Below are 21,832 nucleotides of genomic sequence, written 5' to 3' on the forward strand. Positions count from 1 at the left end.
CTTCCAATAACAATTCCAATGGAGCTGCAATGACCGAAGCGAACCAGGCGACCCTGGCGCAGGCACCCGTCGAGTACCTCGACCTGCCTGCCTTGACCGACTTGCTGCAACGCATTTTTCTTCGCCACGGCACCTCTGCCGAAGTGGCCCGGGTGCTGGCCGACAACTGCGCCCGCGCCGAGCGCGACGGTTCCCACAGCCACGGGGTGTTCCGCATTCCCGGTTACCTGTCGTCCCTGGCCAGTGGCTGGGTGAATGGGCAGGCGCTGCCGCAAGTGGAGGATGTGGCCCCCGGCGTGGTGGCGGTGGACGCCGGCGGCGGCTTTGCCCAGCCGGCCCTGGCGGCGGCCCGCGCGCTGCTGTTGAGCAAGGCCCGCAGCGCCGGGATCGCGGTCCTGGCGATTCGCAATTCCCACCATTTCGCCGCCCTGTGGCCGGATGTCGAGCCCTTCGCCGAAGAAGGCCTGGTGGCCCTGAGCCTGGTCAACAGCATGACCTGCGTGGTGCCCCACGGCGCCCAGCGCCCGCTGTTCGGCACCAACCCGATTGCCTTTGCCGCACCCCGCGAAGGCGCCGAGCCCATCGTTTTCGACCTGGCTACCAGCGCCATCGCCCACGGCGATGTGCAGATCGCCAAGCGCCAGGGCCAGCAGTTGCCACCGTGCATGGGGGTGGACCGCGACGGCCAGCCCACTTGCGACCCGGCAGCGATTCTCGACGGTGGCGCCTTGCTGCCCTTTGGCGGGCACAAGGGCTCGGCGCTGTCGATGATGGTGGAGCTGCTGGCGGCGGCGCTCACTGGCGGCAACTTCTCCTTCGAGTTCGACTGGTCGCAACACCCCGGGGCGCAAACGCCCTGGACCGGGCAACTGCTGATCGTCATCGACCCCAACCACCTGGGCGGCGGGCGTTTTGCCCAGCGCAGCGGCGAACTGGTGCGGCAGATGCAGGCCGTGGGCCTGGAGCGCATGCCGGGGGATCGGCGCTACCGCACCCGAGCCAAGTCCCTGCAAGAAGGTATTCCCCTGGCCGCCGCCGAACTGGCGCGGCTGCGGGCCCTGGCGGGCGACGACTGAACGGGCGACGACTAAGGACTTCATCCCTTCGCACCCGGGTCCATGAGCCCTTGGTGTTACTCCAGGTAGTGGGCCCGGTAGCGGGCCGGTCGTGGATCGGATTTGCCGGTCCCTGCCAGCCCCTCCAAAGCACCGTGAACTTGCCCCCAAGGCAGCCTATGGGCGGCCTTGGCGCGTTTCGATAATCGCCTCCGACATTTCGTCCCCCGTTTGCGGAGCGCGCCATGCATAACAATAAGAACTGCCAGTACCCTCTGATTCCGGCCCTGCTTGTCGGCCTGTCGACCCTTGGCCTGGGCTCTGTCGCCGAAGCCGAGATCATGCTGTACGACAAGGACCAGACCACCTTTTCCACCGACGGCTACATCAACGCCTTCTACGTCAACAGCAAGGTCGACCGCGCCGGCGAGCAGTACGACCGCCGTCAGGCGCGGGTGAAGATGGGCTTTCTGCCCAACTACCTGGGTTTCAACATGGGCAAGCAGGTGGACGACCTCAAGCTCGGCGCCCGGGCCTCGTTCTGGGTGACCATCAACGACAGCGAGACCAACGGCACCGACACCGCCATCGACGTGCGCCAGTTCTACGGCACCGTGGCCAACCCGGAGTGGGGCGAGGTGCTGATCGGCAAGGACTTCGGCCTGTTCGCCCGTTCCAACATCCTGCTCGATGAAATGCTTGCCGGGTACGGCCAGGTCAGCGACAGCCTGGGGCTGGTGGACGGCGGCGGGGTGTCGTTCGGCAACATCGGCAGCGGTTACCCCTATCCCTTTCCGTCGTCGCAGATCACTTACCGCAGCCCGGTGATGGACGGCCTACGGGTGGCGCTGGGCATCCTCGACCCGGTGGACACCAACGACAGCAGCGCCCTGGGCAAGGCCTACCAGAAGAACCCGCGCACCGAGAGCGAGGTCACCTACCAGTTCGACCTGGGCGGGGCCAAGTTCTACAGCTGGCTCAACGGCAGCTACCAGACCTCCGACAATACCGACCCCAACGTGCAGTCGGTGACCTCCAAGGGCCTGGGCTATGGCCTGCAGGCCAAGATGGGCGGGTTGTCGCTGACCGGTTCCGGGTTCCAGGCCAAGGGCATCAATCCGTTCTTCACCAACAATGCCGGCGAGGCCACCCTGCGCAATGTCGACAGCAAGGGCTACCTGCTGCAGGGCTCGTACAAGGTGGGCAAGAACCGCCTGGCGCTGTCCTACGGCAAGACAAAGGACGATGGCAACGGCGTGGTCGGCAGCGGCGCCGACTACCAGACCCGGGGCGTGGCGCTGTTCCACGACATCAACGACAACCTCAAGCTGGTGGCCGAGTACAACCAGTTCGAGATCGACGGCCACCACACCACCGCGCAGAACGAAAACACCGACACCTTTGCCGTGGGAGCCGTGCTGACCTGGTAACCCCAGCGCCGGCCCTGGCGTGCGCATCGCGCCCGGGCCGGCGCCCCGTATTCCCCGCTTATTTTCCGCGACGGCGCCTTCCCCGTAGGAGCCGGCTTGCCGGCGAATAGGCCCTCAAGTCTTGCACCAGGCCGGCCGACGCCTTCGCTGGCAAGCCAGCTCCTACGCAGGTCGCGCCCCGCATTCCCCGCCTGTTTTCCGCATTGGCGCATTTCCCGTAGGAGCCGGCTTGCCGGCGAAAAGGCCCGCCAGCCTTGCACCGGCCCGGCCGACGCCTTCGCTAGCAAGCCAGCGCCTACACCCATGGAACCGGCTACCCGCTACCCAAGTAGCATTCGTGCCCCGGGGCCGGCTTCGTACACTCATTGCTCAGACAACCCGCGCCGGAGGCGACGATGCAGCAAGCCCAGAGCGAGGGCGTGGTCAGCGCCATGTCCCAGGCCGTCGATCCGCAGCAGGTGGCCCAGGACCTGGCCAGCCAGTTGCTGCATCCGCACCTGGGCTTCGTGCTGTTCTTCTGTTCCGCCGAATACCCCCTGCACACCCTCGGCCCGGCCCTGCAGCAGAGCTTTGGCGGCATCCCCCTGGTGGGCTGCACCAGCGCCGGGGAAATCACCCCCCTGGGCTACGGACGCAATTGCGTGACCGCCATCGGCTTCGATCACCGGCACTTTTCCATCGCCGCCGAACTGATCGACCAGATGGAGCACTTCAGCCTGATCGACGCCCAGCAGATGGTCGAACGCCTGGTGGGCCGCTGCCGCAGCAACACCCTGGCGCCGATCAAGGGCAACAGCTTCGCCCTGACCCTGCTGGACGGCCTGTCGAGCCGCGAAGAAATGGTCCTGGCCGCCCTCAGCGCGGCCCTGGGGGACATTCCGCATTTCGGCGGTTCGGCCGGCGATGACAACTACCTGACCCACACCCACGTGTATTACGGCGGCGAGTTCCACAGCGGCGCGGCGGTGGTGGTGCTGGTCAACACCTGGCTGGATTTCGAGGTGTTCACCACCCACCACATCCAGCCCCGGGAAGAAAAACTGGTGGTCACCGGCGCCGACAGTACCTTGCGCCGGGTCTATGAACTCAACGCCGAGCCCGCCGCCGAGGAGTACGCGCGGCTGATCGGCGTGCCCCTGGCGCAGCTCGACCATCGGGTGTTCGCCGCCCACCCCCTGGCGGTGCGCATCAACCAGCACTATTACGTGCGCGCGGTGCAGCAGGTGCACCCGGACCTGAGCCTGAGTTTCTACTGCGCGGTGGAAAACGGCATCGTCCTCACCGCCATGACCCCCGGCCCCTTGTTGCCCAACCTGCAACAGCTGTTCGACGGCTTGCAGCAGCGCCTCGGCGGGCTGTTGCTGACCATTGGCTGCGACTGTTTTTTGCGCCGCCTGGAGCTGGAGGGGCAGGGCAGCCTGGAGCAGATCGGGGCCTTTTTGCGGGAACAGCGGGTGATGGGTTTCAACACCTACGGAGAACAGTTCAATGGCATGCACATCAACCAGACCTTCACCGGGGTCGCCATTGCCCGCAGTCGAACTCCGGCCCGCCGCTGAGCTGCAAGTGCAGCTCGATGACCTGCAGCGCGAGAACCGCAAGCTGCGGCGGATCAACAGCGCGCTGATCGAACGGGTCGAATCGGGCATCACCCGGGGCAATGACCCCTATGCGGCGTTCCAGCATTCGGTGGTGCTGGCCGAGCAGGTGCGCGAACGCACCGACGCCCTGAACCAGGCCATGGCCGAGCTCAAGGCCGGCAACCATTTGCTCAGCGAAGCGCGGCTGCGGGCCGAGACGGCACACCAGCACCTGATCGATGCCATCGAGAGCATTTCCGACGCCTTCGTGCTGTTCGACCAGGAGCAGCGCATCGTCCTGTTCAACAGCCGCTTCCGTGCCTTCTGGAGCCACAGCCGGGTACGGATCATGGCCGGCATGCGCCTCTCGGAAGTGCGCAGGTTGCTGACCAGCACCGGGTTGTTCAGCGAAGAACCGCGCAGTGGCGGTGACGAGCAGTTGCTGTATCGCCTGCATAACGGCCGCTGGCTGCAGGTCAGCGAGCGGCCGACCCGGGAAGGCGGGCGGGTGATCCTGTTCACCGACATCACCGAGGTCAAGCACAGCGAAACCCTGCGCCGGGAACAGGCGGTGGCGCAAAAGTCCCACCTGCTGCAACGGGCGGTGGACAACCTGTCCCAGGGCGTGGCCATGGTCAGCGCCGAGGGCGTGCTGGAGTTGTGGAACCGGCGCTTCCTGGAGCTCAGCGGGCTGGCCCCGGTGGCCGCGCATCGCTTGTTTGCCGAGGTCATCGGCGACAGCGAACTGCGCCTGCTGAGCCCCGACAGCCGCGACGCCAACGGCCGGCCGATCCACGAATGCGAGCAACGCCTGAGCGATGGCCGGGTGCTGGAGATCCGCACCCATCCGCTGCCCACCGGTGGTTTCGTCAACACCTTCACCGACATCACCGAGCGCTACCAGCACGCCGAGGCCCTGAGCGAAAGCGAACGCTGGATCCGCCTGATCACCGACCATGTGCCGGCGCTGATCGCCTACCTCAATGCTGATCTGGTGTATGAGTTCACCAACAAGGTCTACGAGGAATGGTACTGCTGGCCCCGCGGCGTGATGCTCGGCCAGAGCCTGCGCGAGGTGCACAGCGAGCAGCACTACCAGCGCCTGGAAAGCTATGTGGAACGGGCCCTGGCCGGGGAGAGCGTGACCTTCGAATTCGCCGAGACCAACATCAACAATCAGGAGCGCTACATGCTGCGCTCCTACGTGCCCAACCGCCTGGCCAATGGCGAGGTGGTGGGGATCTTCGTGCTGATCCGCGACATCACCGAGCGCCGGCGCACCGCCGAGGCGCTGCATCAGGCCTACCAGAACCTGGAGCTGCGGGTGCGCGAACGCACCGCCGAGCTGACCACCCTCAACCAGCAGCTGCTGCGCGAAATCGAAGAGCGCAGCCGGGTTGAATCGCGGCTGCGCGAGGCCAAGGCCGAGGCCGAACGGGCCAACCTGTCGAAGACCAAGTTCCTCGCCGCGGTCAGCCATGACCTGCTGCAACCCCTGAACGCCGCGCGGCTGTTCACCAGCGCCTTGCTGGAGCGTCGCGATCCCCAGGCCAGCAGCGCCCTGGTGCGCAATGTCAGCAACTCCCTGGAAGACGTGGAAAACCTGCTGGGCACCCTGGTGGACATTTCCAAGCTCGATGCCGGGGTGATCAAGGCCGATATCGCGCCCTTTGCCTTGAGCGAACTGCTGGAAAACCTCGCCGCCGAGTACGCCCAGGTGGCCCGCAGCGAAGGCCTGGAACTGCACTTCGTGGCCTGCTCGGCGCTGGTGCGCAGCGACATCCAGCTGCTGGCGCGGATTCTGCGCAACCTGTTGAGCAACGCCATCCGCTACACCCGCCAGGGCCGGGTGGTGCTGGGCTGTCGGCGCCAGGGGCGCTGGCTGTCGATCGAAGTCTGGGACAGCGGCATGGGTATCGCCGCCGAACGCCTGGAGGAAATCTTCCAGGAGTTCAAGCGTGGCGAAGAACAGCGCCCGGACCAGGATCGCGGCCTGGGCCTGGGGCTGGCCATCGTCGAGAAGATTGCCGGGATTCTCGGGCACCGCATTGGCGTGCGCTCCTGGCCGGGGCGCGGCTCGGTGTTCAGCGTGCAGGTGCCGATCAGCGCCAGCGCGCCCTTGCCAGCGCCGCGCCCGGAGCTGGGCGACGCCCTGCTGGAGCGTTTGCAGGGGGCGCGGATCTGGGTGCTGGATAACGACGCGGCGATCTGCGCCGGCATGCGCACCTTGCTTGAAGGCTGGGGCTGCCAGGTGATCACCGCCTTGTCCGAAGAAGACCTGGCGCGCCAGGTCGACGACTACCGCGCCGAGGCCGACCTGCTGATTGCCGACTACCACCTGGACCAGCAACAGAACGGCATCGATGCGGTAGCGCGAATCAACGCCCGTCGCGCCCTGGCGATCCCGGCGATGATGATCACTGCCAACTACAGCAACGAGCTCAAACAGCAACTGCGGCAGCTGGGCCACACCCTGATGCACAAACCCGTGCGCCCGATGAAACTCAAGACCGCCATCAGCCACCTGCTGAGCCCAACGCGGCATCCCTGACAACCGTAGGAGCTGGCTTGCCAGCGAAGGGGCCCGCAAGATCGCCTTCGCCGGCAAGCCGGCTCCTACAGGGTCGGTGCACGATCAGCGCAATTCAGCGGCGCAGGTAGGCACCGAAATCGATGTCCCCGGCACTCAGGATCGCTTGCACCCGGTTGTGCACGTTGAGCTTGCGCAGAATCGCCGAGACGTGGGCCTTCACCGTGGTTTCGGCAATGTCCAGGGTGTAGGCGATCTGCTTGTTGGATTCGCCCTTGGTCATGCGTTCGAGCACCAAGAGCTGTTTGCGGGTCAGGGCCTGCAGCAGTTCCGGGGGGAAGCTCGGGGTCTCGCTGCTGCGCCGCCCCGGTTGGTTTTTCTGGGTGCGGATGATGTCCGGCGGCAGGTACACGTTGCCGTTGAGGATCTGTTCGATGGCGTCGGTCATCTGCGAGCGCGCCGAGGATTTGGTGATGAAGCCGACGGCGCCGTAGGTGATGGCCTGGAGCACGATCTGCTTGTCCTGCTCGGCGGAAACGATCACCACCGGAATGGTCGGCGCTTCGTTGCGCAGGGTGATCAGGCCGTTGAGGCCGTGCATGCCGGGCATGTTCAGGTCCAGCAGGATCAGGTCGAGGTCGTCGTGTTCCTGGGTCAGGGCCAGGGCGCTGTCCAGGTCGGCGGTTTCCATCACCTCGCTGCCGGGAAATCCGTCGCTGATGACGTTGTGGATGGCTTCGCGAAACAGTGGGTGATCGTCGGCTATCAGAATTTTATACATGGCCTTTCACCTCGTTATTGTGGTTATGGGGGCGGCAACGCCGTGCTGCGGCGCTCAGGGAAAGGGTTGCGGCCGGGCCGCCTCCACGGGCAGGCCGGCGGCCTCCCAGGCATCCAGGCCGTCGCGGTACCAGTAGATGTTCTTATAGCCCAGGGCTGCCGCGCGTTTTACCGCGTTCCAGCTCAGCCAGCAATCGGCACGGCAATAGAACACCAGGGCGCGCTGCGGGTCGGCGTGGCTCAGCCGTTGCAGGTTGCCGGCGAAATAGGCCTGCCACTCGGGGCTCAGTTCGCCGTCGCCGGTGTTGGCCAGCCAGTGGCTGCCGGGGAGGTTGGCGTGGGGCTCGCTGTCGATGAAGCGTCCCTGCAGCCATTGCCGACGGTAGACGTCGATCAGCAGGGGCGCCGGTTGCTCCTTGAGCAGCTCTTGCAGGCCCGGGGTGTCGATGATCCGGCCCTGGTCGATCTGCAGCGGGGTCGGGCTGCGGTACAGGCTGGTGCGATAGCCCTCGGCGGAAAACAGCGGGGCAGCGGCATGGGCGGCGCCCAGCGCCAGGCTCAGGGTTAGCGCGGCCAGGGTCTCTAAGGCACGGGGCATAAGGCTTTTATCCTTTTTGTTATAGGCCCATTACATGCCAGGGCAGGGGCTTTTGTGAATGCGACCATCGACAGCAAAAGCAGTACCAAAGTCGTAGATCGCCCATGGGCAAGCGCTGTGTAGGAGCCGGCTTGCCGGCGAAAGGGGCCTGGGGTCTGGCGTTGGGATTGCGGGCCTCTTCGCTGGCAAGCCAGCTCCTACGTTGGGTGGAGGTGGGTGGCAGGATGGTGGCTCAGGTGCTTTTGCGCAGGGCGGCGTGCTGGGGGTTGAAGGTCAGCACCGCCAGCAGGGAGAACACCAGGGTCAGGCCCAGGCACACCGCCAGGGCCAGCAGGTTGAGGCGTTCGTACAGGGCGAAGCGCACCAGTTCCACGGCGTGGGTGAAGGGGTTGAGGGCGCACAGCCAGTACAGCCAGGGGCTGGCTTCGAGCATCTTCCACAGCGGGTATAGCGCCGAGGACAAAAAGAACAGCGGGAAGATCACGAAGTTCATCACCCCGGCAAAGTTCTCCAACTGGCGGATGGCGTTGGACAGCAGCAGCCCCAGGGCGCTGAGCATCAGGGCCACCAGCAGCAGCGCCGGCAGCGCGGCCAGCAGGCCCATGGCCGGCGGTTGCACGCCATACAGCCAGGCCACGGCGAGGAAGGCGTAGACCTGCAGCAGCGAGATCAGCGAGGTGGCCAGCAGCTTGCTGGCCAGCAGGAAGGCTCGGGGCAGGGGGCTGGTGAGCAGCACGCGCATGCTGCCCATTTCCCGGTCGTAGACCATCGACAGCGAGCCCTGCATGCCGTTGAACAGCAGGATCATGCAGCCCAGCCCCGGGACGATGTAGACCTCGTAGGGAATGTAGGTGCTGTAGGGCTCGATGATGGCGATGCCCAGGGCCGCGCGAAAGCCGGCGGCGAACACCAGCAGCCACAGTAGCGGGCGCACCAGGGCGCTGAGAAAACGCGTGCGCTGCAGCACGAAGCGCAGCCATTCGCGCAGCACGATGCCGCGCAGGCATTGCCAGTAGGCGTTCATGCGAGCGGTTCTCCGATCGGGGCCGGGCGTGGCTGGGGATTCTGGGTCAGGCGGGCGAAGGCTGTGCCCAGGTCGCCGCCCTGTTCCTGGCTGATGGTGCCGGCCACGCCACTGGCCACCAGGCGCCCCTGATGCAGGATCAGCAACTGGTCGTCGGCCTGCACCTCATCCAGCAGGTGGGTGGTCCAGAGCACGCTCAGACGCTGTTCCTGGCACAGCTGGCGAATGTGCCGGTTGAGCGCCAGGCGGCTGGCGGGGTCGAGGCCGGCGCTGGCTTCATCGAGCAGCAGCAGGCGCGGTTCATGCAGCAGGGCGCGGGCGATCTCCACCCGTCGGCGGTGGCCGCCATTGAGGGCGCGGACACTGTCCCGGCGCCGTTCGCTCAAGCCCTGGCGCGCCAGTTCGGCGTCGATCCGCGCCTGCCCCTGGCGCCGCGACAAACCGTGCAGCGCGGCGTGGTAGTGCAGGTTCTGCTCCACGCTCAGGTCCAGGTCCAGGGTGCTTTGCTGGAACACCACGCCGAGCTGGCGCAGGGCGGCGCGGGCGGCGTTGCGCAGCGAGCAGCCGCCGACGCGGATGTCGCCCTGCTGCAGGTCGTAGAGCCTTGTGAGCAGGGCGATCAGGGTCGACTTGCCGGCGCCGTTGGGGCCCAAGAGCGCGGCGAAGCGCCCGGGAGCCAGGCTCAGGCTGACCTGATCGAGGGCCTGGCGCGGGCCATAGGCGAAGCTCAGCTGGCTGACCTCCAGGGCGTTCATGGGGTCACCACCACGCCCCAGGGATAGCGCCCGACCTTCACCGACTTGAGCACCTTGAGGCTGTTCACATCGATCACCGAAACATCGCCGCTGACCCCGTTGGTGGCCAGCAACTGGCTCTGGTCCGGGGTGAATGCCAGTTGCCAGACCCGGCGCCCCACCAGCAGGTAGTCGAGGATTTCGTAGGTCTTGGCGTCGATCACCGCCACATGGTTGGCCGGGCCCAGGGCGACGAAGGCGTACTTGCCGTCGGCGCTGAGCTTGATGCCCACCGGCTGCACCTTGTCCGGGTGCACGCCCTTGATCTTGAAGTTCAGGGTCTTGAGCACCTGGCGCGTGGCCACGTCGAGGATGGTCACGGTGCCGCCGATTTCCGCCGAGGCCCAAAGCCTTGAGCCGTCCTGGTTGAACTCGACGAAGCGCGGGCGCTGGTCCACCAGGGTGCTGTCGGCCAGGGTCTGGGTGCTGGTGTCGATCCAGTGCAGCATGTTGGTGGTTTCGCTGGTGTTCACCGCCCACTTGCCGTCGGGGCTCACCGCCATGCCTTCGGGCTCGACCCCGACGTTGATCTGGCCGAGGACCTTGGCGGTCTCGGTGTCGATCACCGTGACCAGCGCATCGTCCTCGTTGGACACGTACAGCCAGCGGTTGTTGGGGTGCAGGGCGAACTGCTCGGGGTCCTTGCCGGAGGGCAGCTCCTTGACGATCTTGCGGGTCGCCACGTCCATCACCTGGACCCGGTCCGAGTCGCTGGCGCAGATGTACAGCAGCTTGTTGTCATGGGACAGCAGCAGCCCGCGCGGGCGCTGGCCCACCGGCAGGGTCTGGGTGACTTCCAGGGTCTGCAGGTCGATCAGGCTCAGGCTGTTGTCCTTTTCATTGGAGACCCAGGCCGTGGCGGCCATGGCGTGCCCGGCGGCGAGCAGCAGGCCCGCGCACAGGACGGAGCGGCAGAGAAGAGGGCGGCGCATGGCGGATTCCTTGTTGTTGTGGTTATCGGATCAGGGGTAGCGGCAGGTCACTTCGGGGCGGTCGTAGCCCAGGCTGTCCATTTCGTTGAAGGGGTGCAGGAAGCCGTCCTGGGGCGAGGTGCTGACCAGGGCCCGGGGCTGCACCAGGGGAATCGGCTGGCGCAGTTCGCCGTTCCACGGCCGGTAGCTGAGCTTGCGGCCCTTGAACCCGTCCAGGGGCAACTGGTCGCTGAGCAGCAGGGTCTGCAGGGCCCGAGGCTCGGCCTGGCGCAGTTTGCTCACCGCGCTGGCGACGCTGCGCACGGCCATCCAGGCGGCGAAGTCGCGGTCGTTCATCCAGCGTCCGGCCTGGGCTTCGAAGCGCTTTTGCAGTTGCGCGGCGCCGAAGGTTTCCACGCTCTTGTGCCAGCCGGTGGGGGTCAGGCCCTGGGTGCCGGCCACCGGGCGCGGGTACCAGGTCTGGTAGGGCAGGTACTCGCCGAAGTCGCCGCGCTCGTCGGCCACCAGCACCACGTCGTATTCGGCGGTCTGGGTGAACAGCGGCATGTCGGCCTGGGCGCTGCGGCGCTGGTCGTTGTCGAAGGTCCAGGGTTTTTCCTCGACGATCTTCACGCCGAAGCGCTGGGTGGCCCGGCGCAGGGCATCGGCGTAGGCCCGGTCATCCTCGGTCTGGCCGATGATCAGCAAGGCCCGCTGCCATTTGCGCAGCACCATGAACTGCACCAGGGCGTCGGCCAGCATCGCCCGGCCGGGCAGGCTGTGCAGCACGTTGCCCAGGCACTGGCTGCTGCGCAGGCGGTCGTCGGGGCTGCCGGCGTTGAACAAGAGGCTGTCGGGCAGGGCGGCGGACAACTCGCGCAGGCTGGCCGCCGGGGCATTCACCACGAACAGCCGCAGGCCCAGGTCGTGCTGGGCCTTGGCGGCTTGCAGCAGCGCCTCGGGGCTGTCGACGCTGGCGCTGTCGAGCTGGAACTGCTGCTTGAGAAAGCGCCCGGTGCTGTTGCTGTCGACAATCGCCAGCTGCGCGCCCTGCAGCCCGGCGTCGGCTGGCTCGGGAATGATGTTGGACAGCAGCGGGCCGGGGTCGGGGCGATAGCCCAGGTAGCCGATGCGCACCTGCAAGGGGTCCTCGCTGGCCTGGCTCGCGGCCAGGGGCAACAGGACCGAGGCCAGGGCCAGCAGGCAGGTCGGGATAAGCGGGGCAGGCTGGTGCATAAGGCACTCCACGGCAGGTGGCGCCAGCATAGGAAGAGTACCGGGGCGGGGAAATATGCAGAAAGTAGCGCCCGGGCAGTACCAAGGTAGTAGCCCGGCGCGGGTGCGGCGGTCTTAGCATGGTCCCAGCGGCCCCGACCCTGGCCTGAACCCGCCCCGAGCCCTGAGCCCGAACCTTGAGAGAGATGCTCATGCGCATCATCAAAGTGCTGCTCCTGCCCTTGCTGCTGATCCTCAGCCTGATCGGCGTCGACCGTCTGCACGGCCCGCGCCCGGTGCTGCCCCAAGCGCTGCCGTTGGTGCCGGGGCGCTAGGCATGTCGGCACTGTGGCGGATCAACCTGTGGGTTACGGCATTCTTTGCCGTGGTGACCCTGGCCTGCGCCGCCTTGCTGCTGCACCAGGCGGTGGCCGATGTCGAGCGTGAGTTGCAGTCCGCCGAGGCGGTGGTGGAATACCTCAGCGACAGCGCCGCGCGCAACCCGGCGGGCCTGCAACCGCACCTGACCCAGAGCCTGCGCCATGTACGGGTGCACTGGCTGGCGGCGGACGAGGCGGCCCGCATGCCGGAAGAGGCCGGGCTGGACGCCTGGCTCGGCCGCCAGCTGTTCAGCGAGCGCCGCCACAGCGCCCGCGAGCTGGACCTGGGCGACGGCCGCCGAGTGCTGATCGCCGTGGACGCGCGCGATGAGATCGACGAAGTCTGGGATTCCCTGCAACAGCTGTTGAGCCTGTGCGGCCTGGCCCTGTTCCTGAGCCTGCTGACCATCCGCTGGGCGGTGCGCCGTGGCATGGGCCTGCTGGATGACCTGCTGCGGGCCTTGCAGCAGGTGTCCGGCGGGCAACTGGCGGTGCGCCTGCGCGAAGCCGGCCTGCCGGAAGCGCGGCAACTGGCCGGGCACTTCAACCGCATGACCGCGACCCTGGAACAGACCCGCGCCGACAACGCGCAACTGACCCAGGCCTTGCTGGCGGTGCAGGAGCGCGAGCGCACCTACCTGGCGCAGACCCTGCACGACGACCTCGGGCAATACCTGGCGGGCATCCGCGCCCAGGTCTGCCTGCTGCGCATGGTCAGCAACCAGCCCACGGTGGTGGAGCACACGGCCCAGGCCCTGGAGCTCAACTGCGAGCGCTTGCAGCAAGGCTTTCGCGCCCTGGTGCAGGACCTGTACCCGGTGGTGCTGCAGCACCTGCCGCTGGCCGAAGCCTTCGGTTTGCTGGTGAGCCAATGGCAGGACAGCCAGGGCATCGACTGCCAATTGCGGGTCGGCGCCGACCTGCCAGCGTTGCCCAGCGCCAGCAAGACCCACCTCTACCGCCTGCTGCAAGAAGCGCTGACCAATGTCGCCCGGCACGCCGACGCCAGCCAGGTACGGGTGCGCCTGCAACGCAGCGCCCGGGGCCTGCGCCTGCTGGTGCGCGACAACGGTTGCGGCGCGCGCCAGCCCCAGCGCCCCGGCGTCGGCCTGCACTCGATGGCCGAGCGGGCCCGCAGCCTGGGCGGCGAACTGCACATCCTCAGCCGTCCCGGTGCCGGTTGGGCGCTGGCCTTGAACATGCCCCTGAACATGCCCATGGAGGCCTGATGAACATCTTGTTGGTGGATGACCACGCCGTGGTCCGCCAGGGTTACGCCAGCCTGCTGCGCGCGGTGTTGCCGGCGATGCAGGTGCGTGAAGCGGCCAGCGGCGAAGAGGCCCTGACCCGAGTGGTCGAAGAAGTGCCAAACCTGGTGATCATGGATTTCGGCCTGCCGGGCATCAGCGGCCTGGAGACCACCCGCCGCCTGCGCCAGCGCCTGCCGCAGCTGCGGGTGCTGTTTTTCAGCATGCACGACGAACTGCCCCTGGTGCGCCAGGCCCTGGAGGCGGGAGCCTCGGGCTACCTGACCAAGAACTCCGCGCCCCAGGTGCTGATCGAAGCGGTGCACCGTGTGCTGGCCGGGCACGCCTACATCGAACAGCCCCTGGCCACCCAACTGGCCTGCACACCGGCGCAGAACAGCAGCGACCCGCGTTTGCAGAGCATGACCCAGCGCGAGCTGGAGATCTTCGTGATGCTGGCCAAGGGCACCCCGGCGCGGGTGATTGCCGAGCAGCTGTGCATCAGCGCCAAGACTGTGTCCAACCACCTGACCTTGCTCAAGAGCAAGCTGCAGGTCAGCTCCCATGCGGAGTTGGTGCATTTGGGGATTGATATGGGGGTGGTGCGGGTGGCGGGGTGAGGGGGTATGGTTTGGCAAATTTTGTCAAAAGCGGACAAAGCCATGAGCACCATGAACATCTCCCTACCGGACGCTCTCAAGTCCTTTGTCGATGATCAAGTCAGCCAGCGCGGCTACAGCACCAGCAGTGAATATGTGTGTGAGCTGATTCGCAAGGATCAGGATCGGCAACATCTGCGTGGCCTGTTGTTGGCCGGTGCTCAATCGGCGCCGGGCACTGCTGTGCAGGGTGACTATTTCGAATCCCTGCGTGCCAGGGTTCACAAGGCGCGAGGATGAAAGCCAAGCCGGTCATGCCACGTGCCCTTGCCAGCCATGACGTGGGAGGCGCTATCAGCGACTAGCTTGACCAACAGGCCGAGCAGGCTGCGCTCGGTTTTATCGATGCTTTGGAAAAGGCCTATCTTCATATCGGCCGCCATCCGGCCTTGGGTATGTCTCGCTACGCCCACGAGCTGGATCTGCCGGGGGTGCTTTGCTTGCCGCTGAAGCGCTGTCCCTATCTGGTGTTCTACGTTGAACGCGATGACTACATCGACGTATGGCGGGTTTTGCATGGTATGCGGGACTTTCCTGAGTGGTTGGCTGAAGGTGTTTTCCGGTAGTGGTGGGGGATGTTGGGGGCTTTTTGTGGTGAGGGGGTGGGGTGTATATCCGTTGCTGTGGGTGTGGCTGCTGGTGGTTTCGTCTTGATGGTTTGGGGTTTGGGTACATATCCATTGCTGCGGTAACGGCCACTTAGGGTTTCGCCCTTACGGCGACTCACTTTTTTCAAACGCCGGAGTGCCGGCCCAGCAAAAAGTAAGCAAAAACGCTTGCCCCTCCATGGGCCCCTCGCTGAGGCTCGGTGTTCCCTCGCTTCGGCATCCCTGCCGAGCTGCCCCCTACGCAACGCCTACGCTCGGCCTGCTGGGAAGGGGCCTGAAGATCAAGATCAAGAGCAAAAGCCAAGCGCGTTTTACGCGCTTTTCGTAGGAGCCGGCTTGCCGGCGAAGAGGGCCTAGGATGGGGCGGTGATCTTGCGGACGCCTTCGCTGGCAAGCCAGCTCCTACGGGGGGAGGGGGGAGGGACACCCCATTCCATCTTCAGGCCGGCCGCAACGCCGCCGTCAGATTTTGCTTTTGCTTTTGCTTTTGCTTTTGATCTGCTTGCCCCCTTAGACACGATGGCCGAACGCAGGCATTGAGCCGTGGGTAACCCGGCAGGGATGCCGGGTTAGCCGCCACCCGGCCATGGATGGCCTGTGGCGGCGGCCCACGGAGCAATGCCGGAGTGAGGGCATGCCGAGCCTAGGCGAGGCACCGAGTGGAGGGGCAGAAGCGTTTTGCTCACCTTTTGTCTGGGCCGGCATTCCGGATTTTCAAAAGTGAGTCGCTGTAAGAGCGAAACCCTAAGTGGCCGTGACCGCAGCAACGGATATGTACACAGCCCCCTCACTTATCCCAACTCCCCGGACACCCCCGGCACCCCTCCATATTGGCATCCTGAAAATTCCCATAATGCTGCCGCGCCCCGCGCAAATCGGCGCGTTCCAGATTGCTCTCGCCAAACTTGGCCTCCTGCAGATTGGCATCACTCAGATTGGCCCCTTGCAGATCCGCCTTGCTCAACCAGGCCATCTCCAGATCCGCCGCTTGCAGGTTGGCCTGGTGCAGTTTGGCCCCGGACAGCCGGGCAAATTGCAGATAGGCCGCGCTGAGGTTGGCGTTCTCGAATTGCGCGCCCTGGGCAAACAGGCCCCAGCCCTGGATCGCCATCAGCTTGGCGTCGGTGAAGTCCGCCAGCCGCAGGTTGCTCTGTTGCAGGCTGGCGCGGGTCAGGTTGGCGCCTTGCAGGCGGGCCTTTTCCAGGTTGGCCAGGTCCAGTTGGGCGTGGCGCAGGTCGGCGCCGGAGAGGTCGGCGCCGGCCAGGTTCATCTTGCGCAGGTCCTGGTTGGCGAGGTTAGCGCCACGCAGGTTGGCGCCGGGGCATTGGCTGGATTCGGCGATCAGGCAGCCGTTGACGGTCAGCGGTACATCGTTGCCGTCGTCGTCGACATTCATGGCCAAGGCGGGGGAGAGGCTCAGCAGCAGGGCCAGTGGCAGGTAGTTCATGGTGCGGTTCTCCAGGCTGGAGTGAAGGCGGGTGTGGCGAGGGAGCGGGCTCCCTCGCCACAGACAAGGCGGGGATGATCAGCGTTGGGCGGTCTTGTTATCCCAGCTCGGGATCTTGAACACCCAGAACGAGCCGCCTTGGGCCACCGGCTTGGTCAGTTCGGCCATGTCGCCGCCCCACAGCGGCACCGCGCCGCCGTAGCCCACGGTCACGCCGATGTATTGCTCGCCATCCTGTTCCCAGGTGATGGGCGGCGAGACGATGCCGCTGCCGGTCTGGAATTTCCACAGCTCCTTGCCGGTCTTGGCGTCGAAGGCCTTGAAGAAGCCGTCGCCGGTGCCGGTGAACACCAGGTTGCCCTTGGTCGCCAGGACGCCAGCCCACAGCGGCAGGTGTTCCTTGTGCTCCCAGACCAGCTTGCCGGTGGTCGGGTCCATGGCGCGCAGGGTGCCGACGTGGTCGTCGTACATGCGCTTGATACGGAACCCCATGCCCAGGTAGGCCGAGCCTTTCTTGTAGTTCACTTCCTCGGTCCAGTACTCCTCCTTCCACTGGTTGCCGGGGATGTAGAACAGCCCGGTGTCCTGGCTGTAGGCCATGGGGTTCCAGTTCTTGCCACCCAGGAACGGCGGCGAGACTTCCACCGGCTTGCCCTTGGTTTCACCCGGCAGCGGCTTGGCTGGACGCTGGCCTTCGTTTTCCACCGGGCGCCCGGTCTTGAGGTCGATGTGGCTGGCCCAGGTGATGTTGTCGACGAAGGGGAAGGCGTTCTGCAATTTGCCGTTGTTGCGGTCCACCACGTAGAAGAAGCCGTTGCGGTCGGCGTGGCCGGTGGCCTTGACCACCTTGCCGTCCTTGCCCTTGTAGTCGAACAGCACCAGTTCGTTGTTGCCGGAGAAGTCCCAGGCGTCGTTCGGCGTGTGCTGGTAGAACCATTTCACTTCGCCGGTGCTCGGGTCGACGCCGACCTGGCCCGAGGTGTACAGGCTGTCGTAGTCGTGGGGGTTGCCGTCTTTGGCGGTGCGCGCCCAGGTGTTCCACGGCCCGGGGTTGCCGGCGCCGACGATGATGGTGTTGGTTTCGGCATCGAAGCTGGCGCTCTGCCAAGGGGCGCCGCCGCCGTGGCTCCAGGCTTCGACCTTGCCGGTTTCGGTGGTCTTGTCGTCGGGCCAGGACGGCGCCTTGACGTCGCCGGTGGGGGTGCTGTCCTTGCCGTTCAGGCGGCCCATGTGGCCTTCGACGAAGGGCCGCATCCACACCTCTTCGCCGGTCTCCGGGTCGCGGGCGAACAGCTGGCCGACCACGCCGAATTCATCGCCCGAGCTGCCGTGGATCAGCAGCACCTTGCCGCTGGTCTTGTCCTTGATCAGCACCGGGGCGCCGGTCATGGTGTAGCCGGCGCTGTGGTCGCCGAACTTCTTGTTCCACACCACCTTGCCGGTGTTCTTGTCCAGGGCGATGACCCGGGCGTCGAGGGTGCCGAAGTAGATCTTGTCGCCGTAGATCGCCGCGCCGCGGTTGACCACGTCGCAGCACGGGCGAATGTTGTCCGGCAGGCGGTGGTTGTAGGTCCACAGGCGCTTGCCGCTCTTGGCGTCCAGGGCGAACACCCGGGAGTAGGAGCCGGTGACGTAGACCACGCCGTCGCTGACGATGGCCTGGGATTCCTGGCCGCGCTGCTTCTCGTCGCCGAAGGAGTAGGACCAGGCCGGGGTCAGCTTGAACACGTTCTTGTCGTTGACCTGGGCCAGCGGGCTCCAGCGCTGGGCGTTGGTGCCCATGCCGTACTGCAGTACGTCCTTGGTGGTCAGGTGGTCGTTGGCGATGTCTTCCCAGGTCACGTTCTTGCCGGCAGGTGCCGCCGGGGCGGTGGCCGCTGTGGCCGCCGCGCCCAGGGACAGGCTGCCGGCCAGCAGCAGGGCCTGGACGGCAAGGCTCAGGGGGGAGAGGGCGGGTAGCGATCTTATTGTCATGGTTGCGGTTCCCAGTGGAGGTTTTGGCCTGACTAGGGTCTGCCGCGCGAGGCGCTTTGAGATACGGAAAAAGTCCCGCCCTTGCCGGGAATAGTTCCCGGGCGGCACCTGATTTAGGCCCGCGCCACAAGCCCTACTACCAAGGGAGTAGGGCGCGGCCACCAAAGCAGCATACGGCCGCCCGCCGGCTGTTTCTAAGATGGCGCCATGGCCTCTGTAGCTGAGGTCTTGCGTGCAATCTTGAGGGCATAACAATGACAACAAAACGCAACGCCTTGCTCGCGGTAGGGCTGCTGACCGGTGCCTTGGCCACCGGTGCCGTATGGGCCCATGGCAACGTGGTGCCCCAGGCGGTGGAAACCAAGGGCCTGACGCCGATCAAGGATGCCGGGGTGAGCGTCGATGGCGACGGCTGGGCCGCAGTCAACCCGTACCGCACCTCGCCCGAGCACGACAAGGCGGTGGAAATCGGCGCTTCGGCCTACAACCAGAACTGCGCCGCCTGCCATGGCCTGGAAGCCAAGTCCGGCGGTATCGCTCCAGACCTGCGCATGCTCGACGCCGGCGAAGCCGGGGATGAATGGTTCGTCGAGCGGGTGCGCCACGGCGCGGTGCGCGATGGCCGGGTGTACATGCCGAAGATGGCCGATTACCTGAGCCAGGAAGCCCTGTGGGCGGTGCGCACCTACCTGGACAGCGTGCGCGTCGAGGAGTGATCGCCATGGGCCGCTTCGCCCTGTTCCTGGTTGGCCTGCTGCTGTGTTGCGCCACGGCCCAGGCCGAGGTGCGCAACTACGACACGATGATCGCCTCCGGTGAACTGAAGGTGGCGGTGTACGAGGATTTTGCCCCCTACAGCTTCGAGGACCAGGGCCAGCCCCGAGGCGTCGACGTGGAGCTGGCGCAAGCCCTGGCCGAGGCCCTGGGGGTGCGCTTGCAACTGATCTGGGCGCCCCCCGGGGAGAAACTTGACGACGATTTGCGCGACTACATCTGGCGCGGCAGCCCGCTGCGCCACCAGCAGTTGGCCGACCTGATGATGCGCGTGCCCTACGACCACGACTACGCGCAAAAGCGCAACGAACTGGGGGAGCTGGCCAACGATCACGTGGTGATGTTCGGCCCCTATCAGGAGGAGCGCTGGCAGGTGGCATTCGACCGCCGCCGGCTGGATGCGGTGGCCAGTGTCGCGGTGTTCCAGGAGCACCCCATTGGCGTCGAAGTGGACAGCGTGCCGTCGTTCTACCTGACCTCGGTGTTCAATGGCATGCTCAGTGCCAAGACCCACCATTACCCCAGCGTGCAACAGGCGTTCGGCGCCTTGCGGGCCGGGCAGGTGGACGCGGTGATGGCCATGCGCGGCGAGATCGACTGGCAGTTGCATCAGGCCGCTGATCCGCAGTTGGCCCTGGCGGAAAACGCCTACCCGAACATGGGCAAGCAGGTGTGGGAGATCGGCATGGCGGTGCATGAAAGCAACCGCCAGCTGGCCTATGCCGTGGAAGAGGCCCTGGAAGGGCTGATCCGCGACGGTCGCCTGCAGGCGCTGTACGCCCGTTATGGCCTGCGTTACGAGGTCCCACAGATGTATCAATAGGAGCTGCGATGAACTGGCGAGCGACCTGTCTGCTGGCGTGCTGGCTGCCCTTGGCGACCCCGGTGCTGGCCGCCGATCCGCAGGCCCCGGGCCCGGACCCGGTGCCCTCGGTGATGTGGGCCTTCTACCACAAGCAATTGCTGGGGGAGGCGGCGTTCGTCTTCGATGACCGGGTCAAGCTGCTGGCGCCGCCCTTTGCCGAGGATGCGCGGCAGGTGCCGCTGGAGATCGACGCCCGGGCCTTTGGCGGCGAGGTGGTGCGCATCCTTGCCTGGGCCGAGCTCAACCCCTTGCCGCGCATCGTCGATTTCGAACCGGGGGAGCGGGTGCTGCCCTGGCTGTCGATCCGCATCCGTATCGAGCAGGCCACGCCGCTGCGCGCCGCGGTGCTGACCCGCGATGGCCTGTGGCACGTGGGTTCGACCCTGATCGATGCCGCGGGCGGCGGCTGTACCGCGCCCAGCGTGGTGCGCACCCAGCCCGGCTGGGAAGAGCACATCGGCGAGGTGCTGGGCGGGCGTTATCCCAGGGGGGATGCCAGCCGCCTGCGCTTGCAGGTGTCCCATCCAATGGACAACGGCCTGGTCAGCGGCGTCCCTGAGTTTTTCCTCAACCACGCCGAATTGCGCGACCAGAACGATCAGCGCCTGGCCAGCCTCGAACTGTTCCCGGCGGTCAGCGAAAACCCCAACCTGGGGTTCGATATCCAGGGGCCGGGGCAGACCCGCTTGCTGTTGCGCGACAACAGCGGCAACCAGTTCGAGGCCAGGCTGCCCTGACCGCATCCTTTGACCCACCCGAGCCGAGGCGCGCCATGCGTTGGATCCTGCTGTTGCTGCTGTGCCTGGGCCTGCCGGCCCGGGCCGACCTGGACTATCCACTCAAGCCCCGGCAGATCGCCGCGGGCACCTGGCTGCTGGAAGGCAGCACCGACAATTTCGCCAAGGCCAATGGCGGCAACATCGTCAACACCGGCTTCATCGTCACCGACAGCGGGGTGGTGGTGATCGACAGCGGGCCGTCGAAACGCTACGGCGAAGCCTTGCGCCGGGCGATAGCCGCCACCACCGACAAGCCGGTCATCCAACTGCTGCTGACCCACCATCACCCCGACCATGTGCTGGGCAACCAGGCCTTTGGCGATGTACCCATCGGCGCCCTGGCCGGCACCGGCGACCTGCTGCGCCAGCAGGGCGAGGCCATGGCCGAGAACATGTACCGCATGGTCGGCGACTGGATGCGCGGCACCGAGGTGGTGCTGCCGACCCAGGTGCTTGAGCCCGGGGTGCTTGAGGTGGGCGGGCATCGCTTGCGCTTGCTGGGCCTGAGTGGGCACACCGGCGCTGATCTGGCGATTCTCGACGAGAACACCGGGGTGCTGTTTGCCGGTGACCTGGTGTTCTACGAGCGCGCGCTGACCACCCCCAACAGCCCGGGGCTCGGGGTCTGGCTCAAGGATCTGGACACCTTGCAGGCCCTGCCGTGGAAACTGATCGTGCCAGGCCATGGCCCGGTGGCCAGCGATATGGCGCCCTTTGCCCAGATGCGGGACTACCTGGGCTGGCTGGACGGGTTGATGCGCGACGGCGCGGCCCAGGGCGACGACATGGCGGAGATGATCCGCCGCCCGATCCCCGAGCGTTTTGCCGGCATCAGCCTGACCCGCTATGAGCTGATCCGCAGCGTCAGCCACCTGTACCCGCGTTACGAACGCCAGCGCCTGCAGCGTATCGACGGCCTGTAGGAGCCGGCTGGCCGACGATGGCGGTCTTGCGGGCCCCTTCGCTGGCAAGCCAGCTCCTACGGTGGGCAGGGAGAGCGTGCGGGGCTTTGTAGGCGCCGGCTTGCCGGCGATGGCGGTCTTGCTGGGCCCCTTCGCTGGCAAGCCAGCTCCTACGGTAGGCAGGGAGATCGGGTGGGGCTTTGTAGGCGTCGGCGGCCGCTCCTGTACCAAGGAACTAGAAAACTCCGCACTGCGGGCAATTGTTGGCAGGCAGGCCGGG

21 protein-coding genes are annotated in these 21,832 nt (G+C 66.2%); 13 read left to right on the forward strand and 8 right to left on the reverse strand.

All coding sequences use genetic code 11. From position 1 onward, the window contains the following. Positions 1-29: 29 nt before the first annotated feature. The 4 genes from AC1RMG_RS01110 (at position 30) to nahK (ending at position 6,616) form a co-directional block, all read left to right on the forward strand. Entirely contained in the window at positions 30-1,076 is a 1,047-nt protein-coding gene (locus AC1RMG_RS01110; RefSeq protein WP_493168031.1) for an Ldh family oxidoreductase, read from the forward strand. A 224-nt stretch (positions 1,077-1,300) separates the two neighbouring features. Further along, positions 1,301-2,485 carry a porin gene (locus AC1RMG_RS01115; RefSeq protein WP_493168033.1) on the forward strand — a complete coding sequence of 395 codons (1,185 nt, stop codon included), beginning with the start codon at positions 1,301-1,303 and terminating at the stop codon, positions 2,483-2,485. Between the two features lie 395 nt (positions 2,486-2,880). Beyond that, on the forward strand, positions 2,881-4,044 hold the full coding sequence (gene nosP, locus AC1RMG_RS01120; RefSeq protein WP_103408173.1) for a nitric oxide-sensing protein NosP: 1,164 nt from the start codon (positions 2,881-2,883) through the stop codon (positions 4,042-4,044). Then, entirely contained in the window at positions 3,974-6,616 is a 2,643-nt protein-coding gene (nahK, locus tag AC1RMG_RS01125) for a hybrid sensor histidine kinase/response regulator NahK/ErcS' (protein ID WP_493168036.1), read from the forward strand. Before nosP ends, nahK begins: the two co-directional genes overlap by 71 nt. 94 nt (positions 6,617-6,710) lie before the next feature. On the opposite strand, the gene AC1RMG_RS01130 is transcribed toward nahK, so the two are convergent. The 6 genes from AC1RMG_RS01130 to AC1RMG_RS01155 form a co-directional block, all read right to left on the reverse strand. Beyond that, positions 6,711-7,376 carry a response regulator gene (locus AC1RMG_RS01130; RefSeq protein WP_493168038.1) on the reverse strand — a complete coding sequence of 222 codons (666 nt, stop codon included), beginning with the start codon at positions 7,374-7,376 and terminating at the stop codon, positions 6,711-6,713. Between the two features lie 54 nt (positions 7,377-7,430). Further along, a complete protein-coding gene (locus AC1RMG_RS01135; protein WP_011060505.1) occupies positions 7,431-7,973 on the reverse strand; it encodes a PQQ-dependent catabolism-associated CXXCW motif protein in 543 nt (180 codons plus the stop codon). Positions 7,974-8,205: 232 nt separating this feature from the next. Beyond that, positions 8,206-8,997: an ABC transporter permease gene (locus tag AC1RMG_RS01140; protein ID WP_493168040.1), complete on the reverse strand. Its 792-nt coding sequence runs from the start codon at positions 8,995-8,997 to the stop codon at positions 8,206-8,208. Further along, positions 8,994-9,752 (reverse strand): ABC transporter ATP-binding protein, encoded by a 759-nt coding sequence (locus AC1RMG_RS01145; RefSeq protein ID WP_103408176.1) that lies wholly within the window; start codon positions 9,750-9,752, stop codon positions 8,994-8,996. The genes AC1RMG_RS01140 and AC1RMG_RS01145 overlap by 4 nt, the downstream gene beginning before the upstream one ends. Then, on the reverse strand, positions 9,749-10,723 hold the full coding sequence (locus AC1RMG_RS01150; RefSeq protein ID WP_377707577.1) for a YVTN family beta-propeller repeat protein: 975 nt from the start codon (positions 10,721-10,723) through the stop codon (positions 9,749-9,751). The genes AC1RMG_RS01145 and AC1RMG_RS01150 overlap by 4 nt, the downstream gene beginning before the upstream one ends. A 30-nt stretch (positions 10,724-10,753) precedes the next feature. Beyond that, positions 10,754-11,938 (reverse strand): ABC transporter substrate-binding protein, encoded by a 1,185-nt coding sequence (locus AC1RMG_RS01155; protein WP_493168042.1) that lies wholly within the window; start codon positions 11,936-11,938, stop codon positions 10,754-10,756. Positions 11,939-12,129: 191 nt separating this feature from the next. On the opposite strand from AC1RMG_RS01155, the gene AC1RMG_RS01160 reads away from it, so the two are divergent. The 5 genes from AC1RMG_RS01160 to AC1RMG_RS01180 all read left to right on the forward strand — a co-directional run bounded on the left by AC1RMG_RS01160 (position 12,130) and on the right by AC1RMG_RS01180 (position 14,769). Further along, positions 12,130-12,252, forward strand: a complete 123-nt coding sequence (locus AC1RMG_RS01160) for a hypothetical protein (RefSeq protein ID WP_259699551.1) — start codon at positions 12,130-12,132, stop codon at positions 12,250-12,252. A gap of 2 nt (positions 12,253-12,254) precedes the next feature. Next, the gene (locus tag AC1RMG_RS01165; RefSeq protein ID WP_065363539.1) at positions 12,255-13,526 is read left to right on the forward strand and encodes a sensor histidine kinase; all 1,272 of its coding nucleotides are present in this window, start codon (positions 12,255-12,257) and stop codon (positions 13,524-13,526) included. Then, a complete protein-coding gene (locus AC1RMG_RS01170) occupies positions 13,526-14,164 on the forward strand; it encodes a response regulator (RefSeq protein ID WP_493168045.1) in 639 nt (212 codons plus the stop codon). The genes AC1RMG_RS01165 and AC1RMG_RS01170 overlap by 1 nt, the downstream gene beginning before the upstream one ends. 42 nt (positions 14,165-14,206) lie before the next feature. After that, on the forward strand, positions 14,207-14,443 hold the full coding sequence (locus tag AC1RMG_RS01175) for a ribbon-helix-helix domain-containing protein (RefSeq protein ID WP_041752124.1): 237 nt from the start codon (positions 14,207-14,209) through the stop codon (positions 14,441-14,443). 101 nt (positions 14,444-14,544) lie between these two features. Then, the gene (locus tag AC1RMG_RS01180) at positions 14,545-14,769 is read left to right on the forward strand and encodes a type II toxin-antitoxin system RelE/ParE family toxin (protein WP_230493603.1); all 225 of its coding nucleotides are present in this window, start codon (positions 14,545-14,547) and stop codon (positions 14,767-14,769) included. Between the two features lie 829 nt (positions 14,770-15,598). On the opposite strand, the gene AC1RMG_RS01185 is transcribed toward AC1RMG_RS01180, so the two are convergent. Beyond that, complete coding sequence (locus tag AC1RMG_RS01185) at positions 15,599-16,258, reverse strand: pentapeptide repeat-containing protein (RefSeq protein WP_493168048.1); 660 nt, start codon at positions 16,256-16,258, stop codon at positions 15,599-15,601. A gap of 78 nt (positions 16,259-16,336) precedes the next feature. Then, positions 16,337-18,232 (reverse strand): quinoprotein ethanol dehydrogenase, encoded by a 1,896-nt coding sequence (exaA, locus tag AC1RMG_RS01190; protein WP_311168214.1) that lies wholly within the window; start codon positions 18,230-18,232, stop codon positions 16,337-16,339. Positions 18,233-18,486: 254 nt separating this feature from the next. Between exaA and pedF the strand changes: the two genes are divergently transcribed. The 4 genes from pedF to AC1RMG_RS01210 are packed head-to-tail and all read left to right on the forward strand — an operon-like array spanning position 18,487 to position 21,573. Beyond that, positions 18,487-18,948 (forward strand): cytochrome c-550 PedF, encoded by a 462-nt coding sequence (gene pedF / locus AC1RMG_RS01195; RefSeq protein WP_011060515.1) that lies wholly within the window; start codon positions 18,487-18,489, stop codon positions 18,946-18,948. A gap of 5 nt (positions 18,949-18,953) precedes the next feature. Beyond that, entirely contained in the window at positions 18,954-19,829 is an 876-nt protein-coding gene (locus AC1RMG_RS01200) for a transporter substrate-binding domain-containing protein (protein ID WP_125063683.1), read from the forward strand. 8 nt (positions 19,830-19,837) lie between these two features. Beyond that, complete coding sequence (locus AC1RMG_RS01205; protein ID WP_493168051.1) at positions 19,838-20,608, forward strand: quinoprotein dehydrogenase-associated SoxYZ-like carrier; 771 nt, start codon at positions 19,838-19,840, stop codon at positions 20,606-20,608. Positions 20,609-20,643: 35 nt separating this feature from the next. Beyond that, entirely contained in the window at positions 20,644-21,573 is a 930-nt protein-coding gene (locus AC1RMG_RS01210) for a quinoprotein relay system zinc metallohydrolase 1 (protein ID WP_401019298.1), read from the forward strand. The last annotated feature ends 259 nt before the right edge of the window (positions 21,574-21,832 follow it).

This window comes from Pseudomonas sp. GW822-FHT04H02 (genome assembly GCF_058800645.1).

Excerpts from the sequence above, each read along its gene's own strand:
- AC1RMG_RS01110 (WP_493168031.1), top strand. The coding sequence starts at position 30 with ATGACCGAAGCGAACCAGGCGACCCTGGCGCAGGCACCCGTCGAGTAC.
- AC1RMG_RS01115 (WP_493168033.1), top strand. The coding sequence starts at position 1,301 with ATGCATAACAATAAGAACTGCCAGTACCCTCTGATTCCGGCCCTGCTT.
- nosP (WP_103408173.1), top strand. The coding sequence starts at position 2,881 with ATGCAGCAAGCCCAGAGCGAGGGCGTGGTCAGCGCCATGTCCCAGGCC.
- nahK (WP_493168036.1), top strand. The coding sequence starts at position 3,974 with ATGGCATGCACATCAACCAGACCTTCACCGGGGTCGCCATTGCCCGCA.
- AC1RMG_RS01130 (WP_493168038.1), bottom strand. The coding sequence starts at position 7,376 with ATGTATAAAATTCTGATAGCCGACGATCACCCACTGTTTCGCGAAGCC.
- AC1RMG_RS01135 (WP_011060505.1), bottom strand. The coding sequence starts at position 7,973 with ATGCCCCGTGCCTTAGAGACCCTGGCCGCGCTAACCCTGAGCCTGGCG.
- AC1RMG_RS01140 (WP_493168040.1), bottom strand. The coding sequence starts at position 8,997 with ATGAACGCCTACTGGCAATGCCTGCGCGGCATCGTGCTGCGCGAATGG.
- AC1RMG_RS01145 (WP_103408176.1), bottom strand. The coding sequence starts at position 9,752 with ATGAACGCCCTGGAGGTCAGCCAGCTGAGCTTCGCCTATGGCCCGCGC.
- AC1RMG_RS01150 (WP_377707577.1), bottom strand. The coding sequence starts at position 10,723 with ATGCGCCGCCCTCTTCTCTGCCGCTCCGTCCTGTGCGCGGGCCTGCTG.
- AC1RMG_RS01155 (WP_493168042.1), bottom strand. The coding sequence starts at position 11,938 with ATGCACCAGCCTGCCCCGCTTATCCCGACCTGCCTGCTGGCCCTGGCC.
- AC1RMG_RS01160 (WP_259699551.1), top strand. The coding sequence starts at position 12,130 with ATGCGCATCATCAAAGTGCTGCTCCTGCCCTTGCTGCTGATCCTCAGC.
- AC1RMG_RS01165 (WP_065363539.1), top strand. The coding sequence starts at position 12,255 with ATGTCGGCACTGTGGCGGATCAACCTGTGGGTTACGGCATTCTTTGCC.
- AC1RMG_RS01170 (WP_493168045.1), top strand. The coding sequence starts at position 13,526 with ATGAACATCTTGTTGGTGGATGACCACGCCGTGGTCCGCCAGGGTTAC.
- AC1RMG_RS01175 (WP_041752124.1), top strand. The coding sequence starts at position 14,207 with ATGAGCACCATGAACATCTCCCTACCGGACGCTCTCAAGTCCTTTGTC.
- AC1RMG_RS01185 (WP_493168048.1), bottom strand. The coding sequence starts at position 16,258 with ATGAACTACCTGCCACTGGCCCTGCTGCTGAGCCTCTCCCCCGCCTTG.
- exaA (WP_311168214.1), bottom strand. The coding sequence starts at position 18,232 with ATGACAATAAGATCGCTACCCGCCCTCTCCCCCCTGAGCCTTGCCGTC.
- pedF (WP_011060515.1), top strand. The coding sequence starts at position 18,487 with ATGACAACAAAACGCAACGCCTTGCTCGCGGTAGGGCTGCTGACCGGT.
- AC1RMG_RS01200 (WP_125063683.1), top strand. The coding sequence starts at position 18,954 with ATGGGCCGCTTCGCCCTGTTCCTGGTTGGCCTGCTGCTGTGTTGCGCC.
- AC1RMG_RS01205 (WP_493168051.1), top strand. The coding sequence starts at position 19,838 with ATGAACTGGCGAGCGACCTGTCTGCTGGCGTGCTGGCTGCCCTTGGCG.
- AC1RMG_RS01210 (WP_401019298.1), top strand. The coding sequence starts at position 20,644 with ATGCGTTGGATCCTGCTGTTGCTGCTGTGCCTGGGCCTGCCGGCCCGG.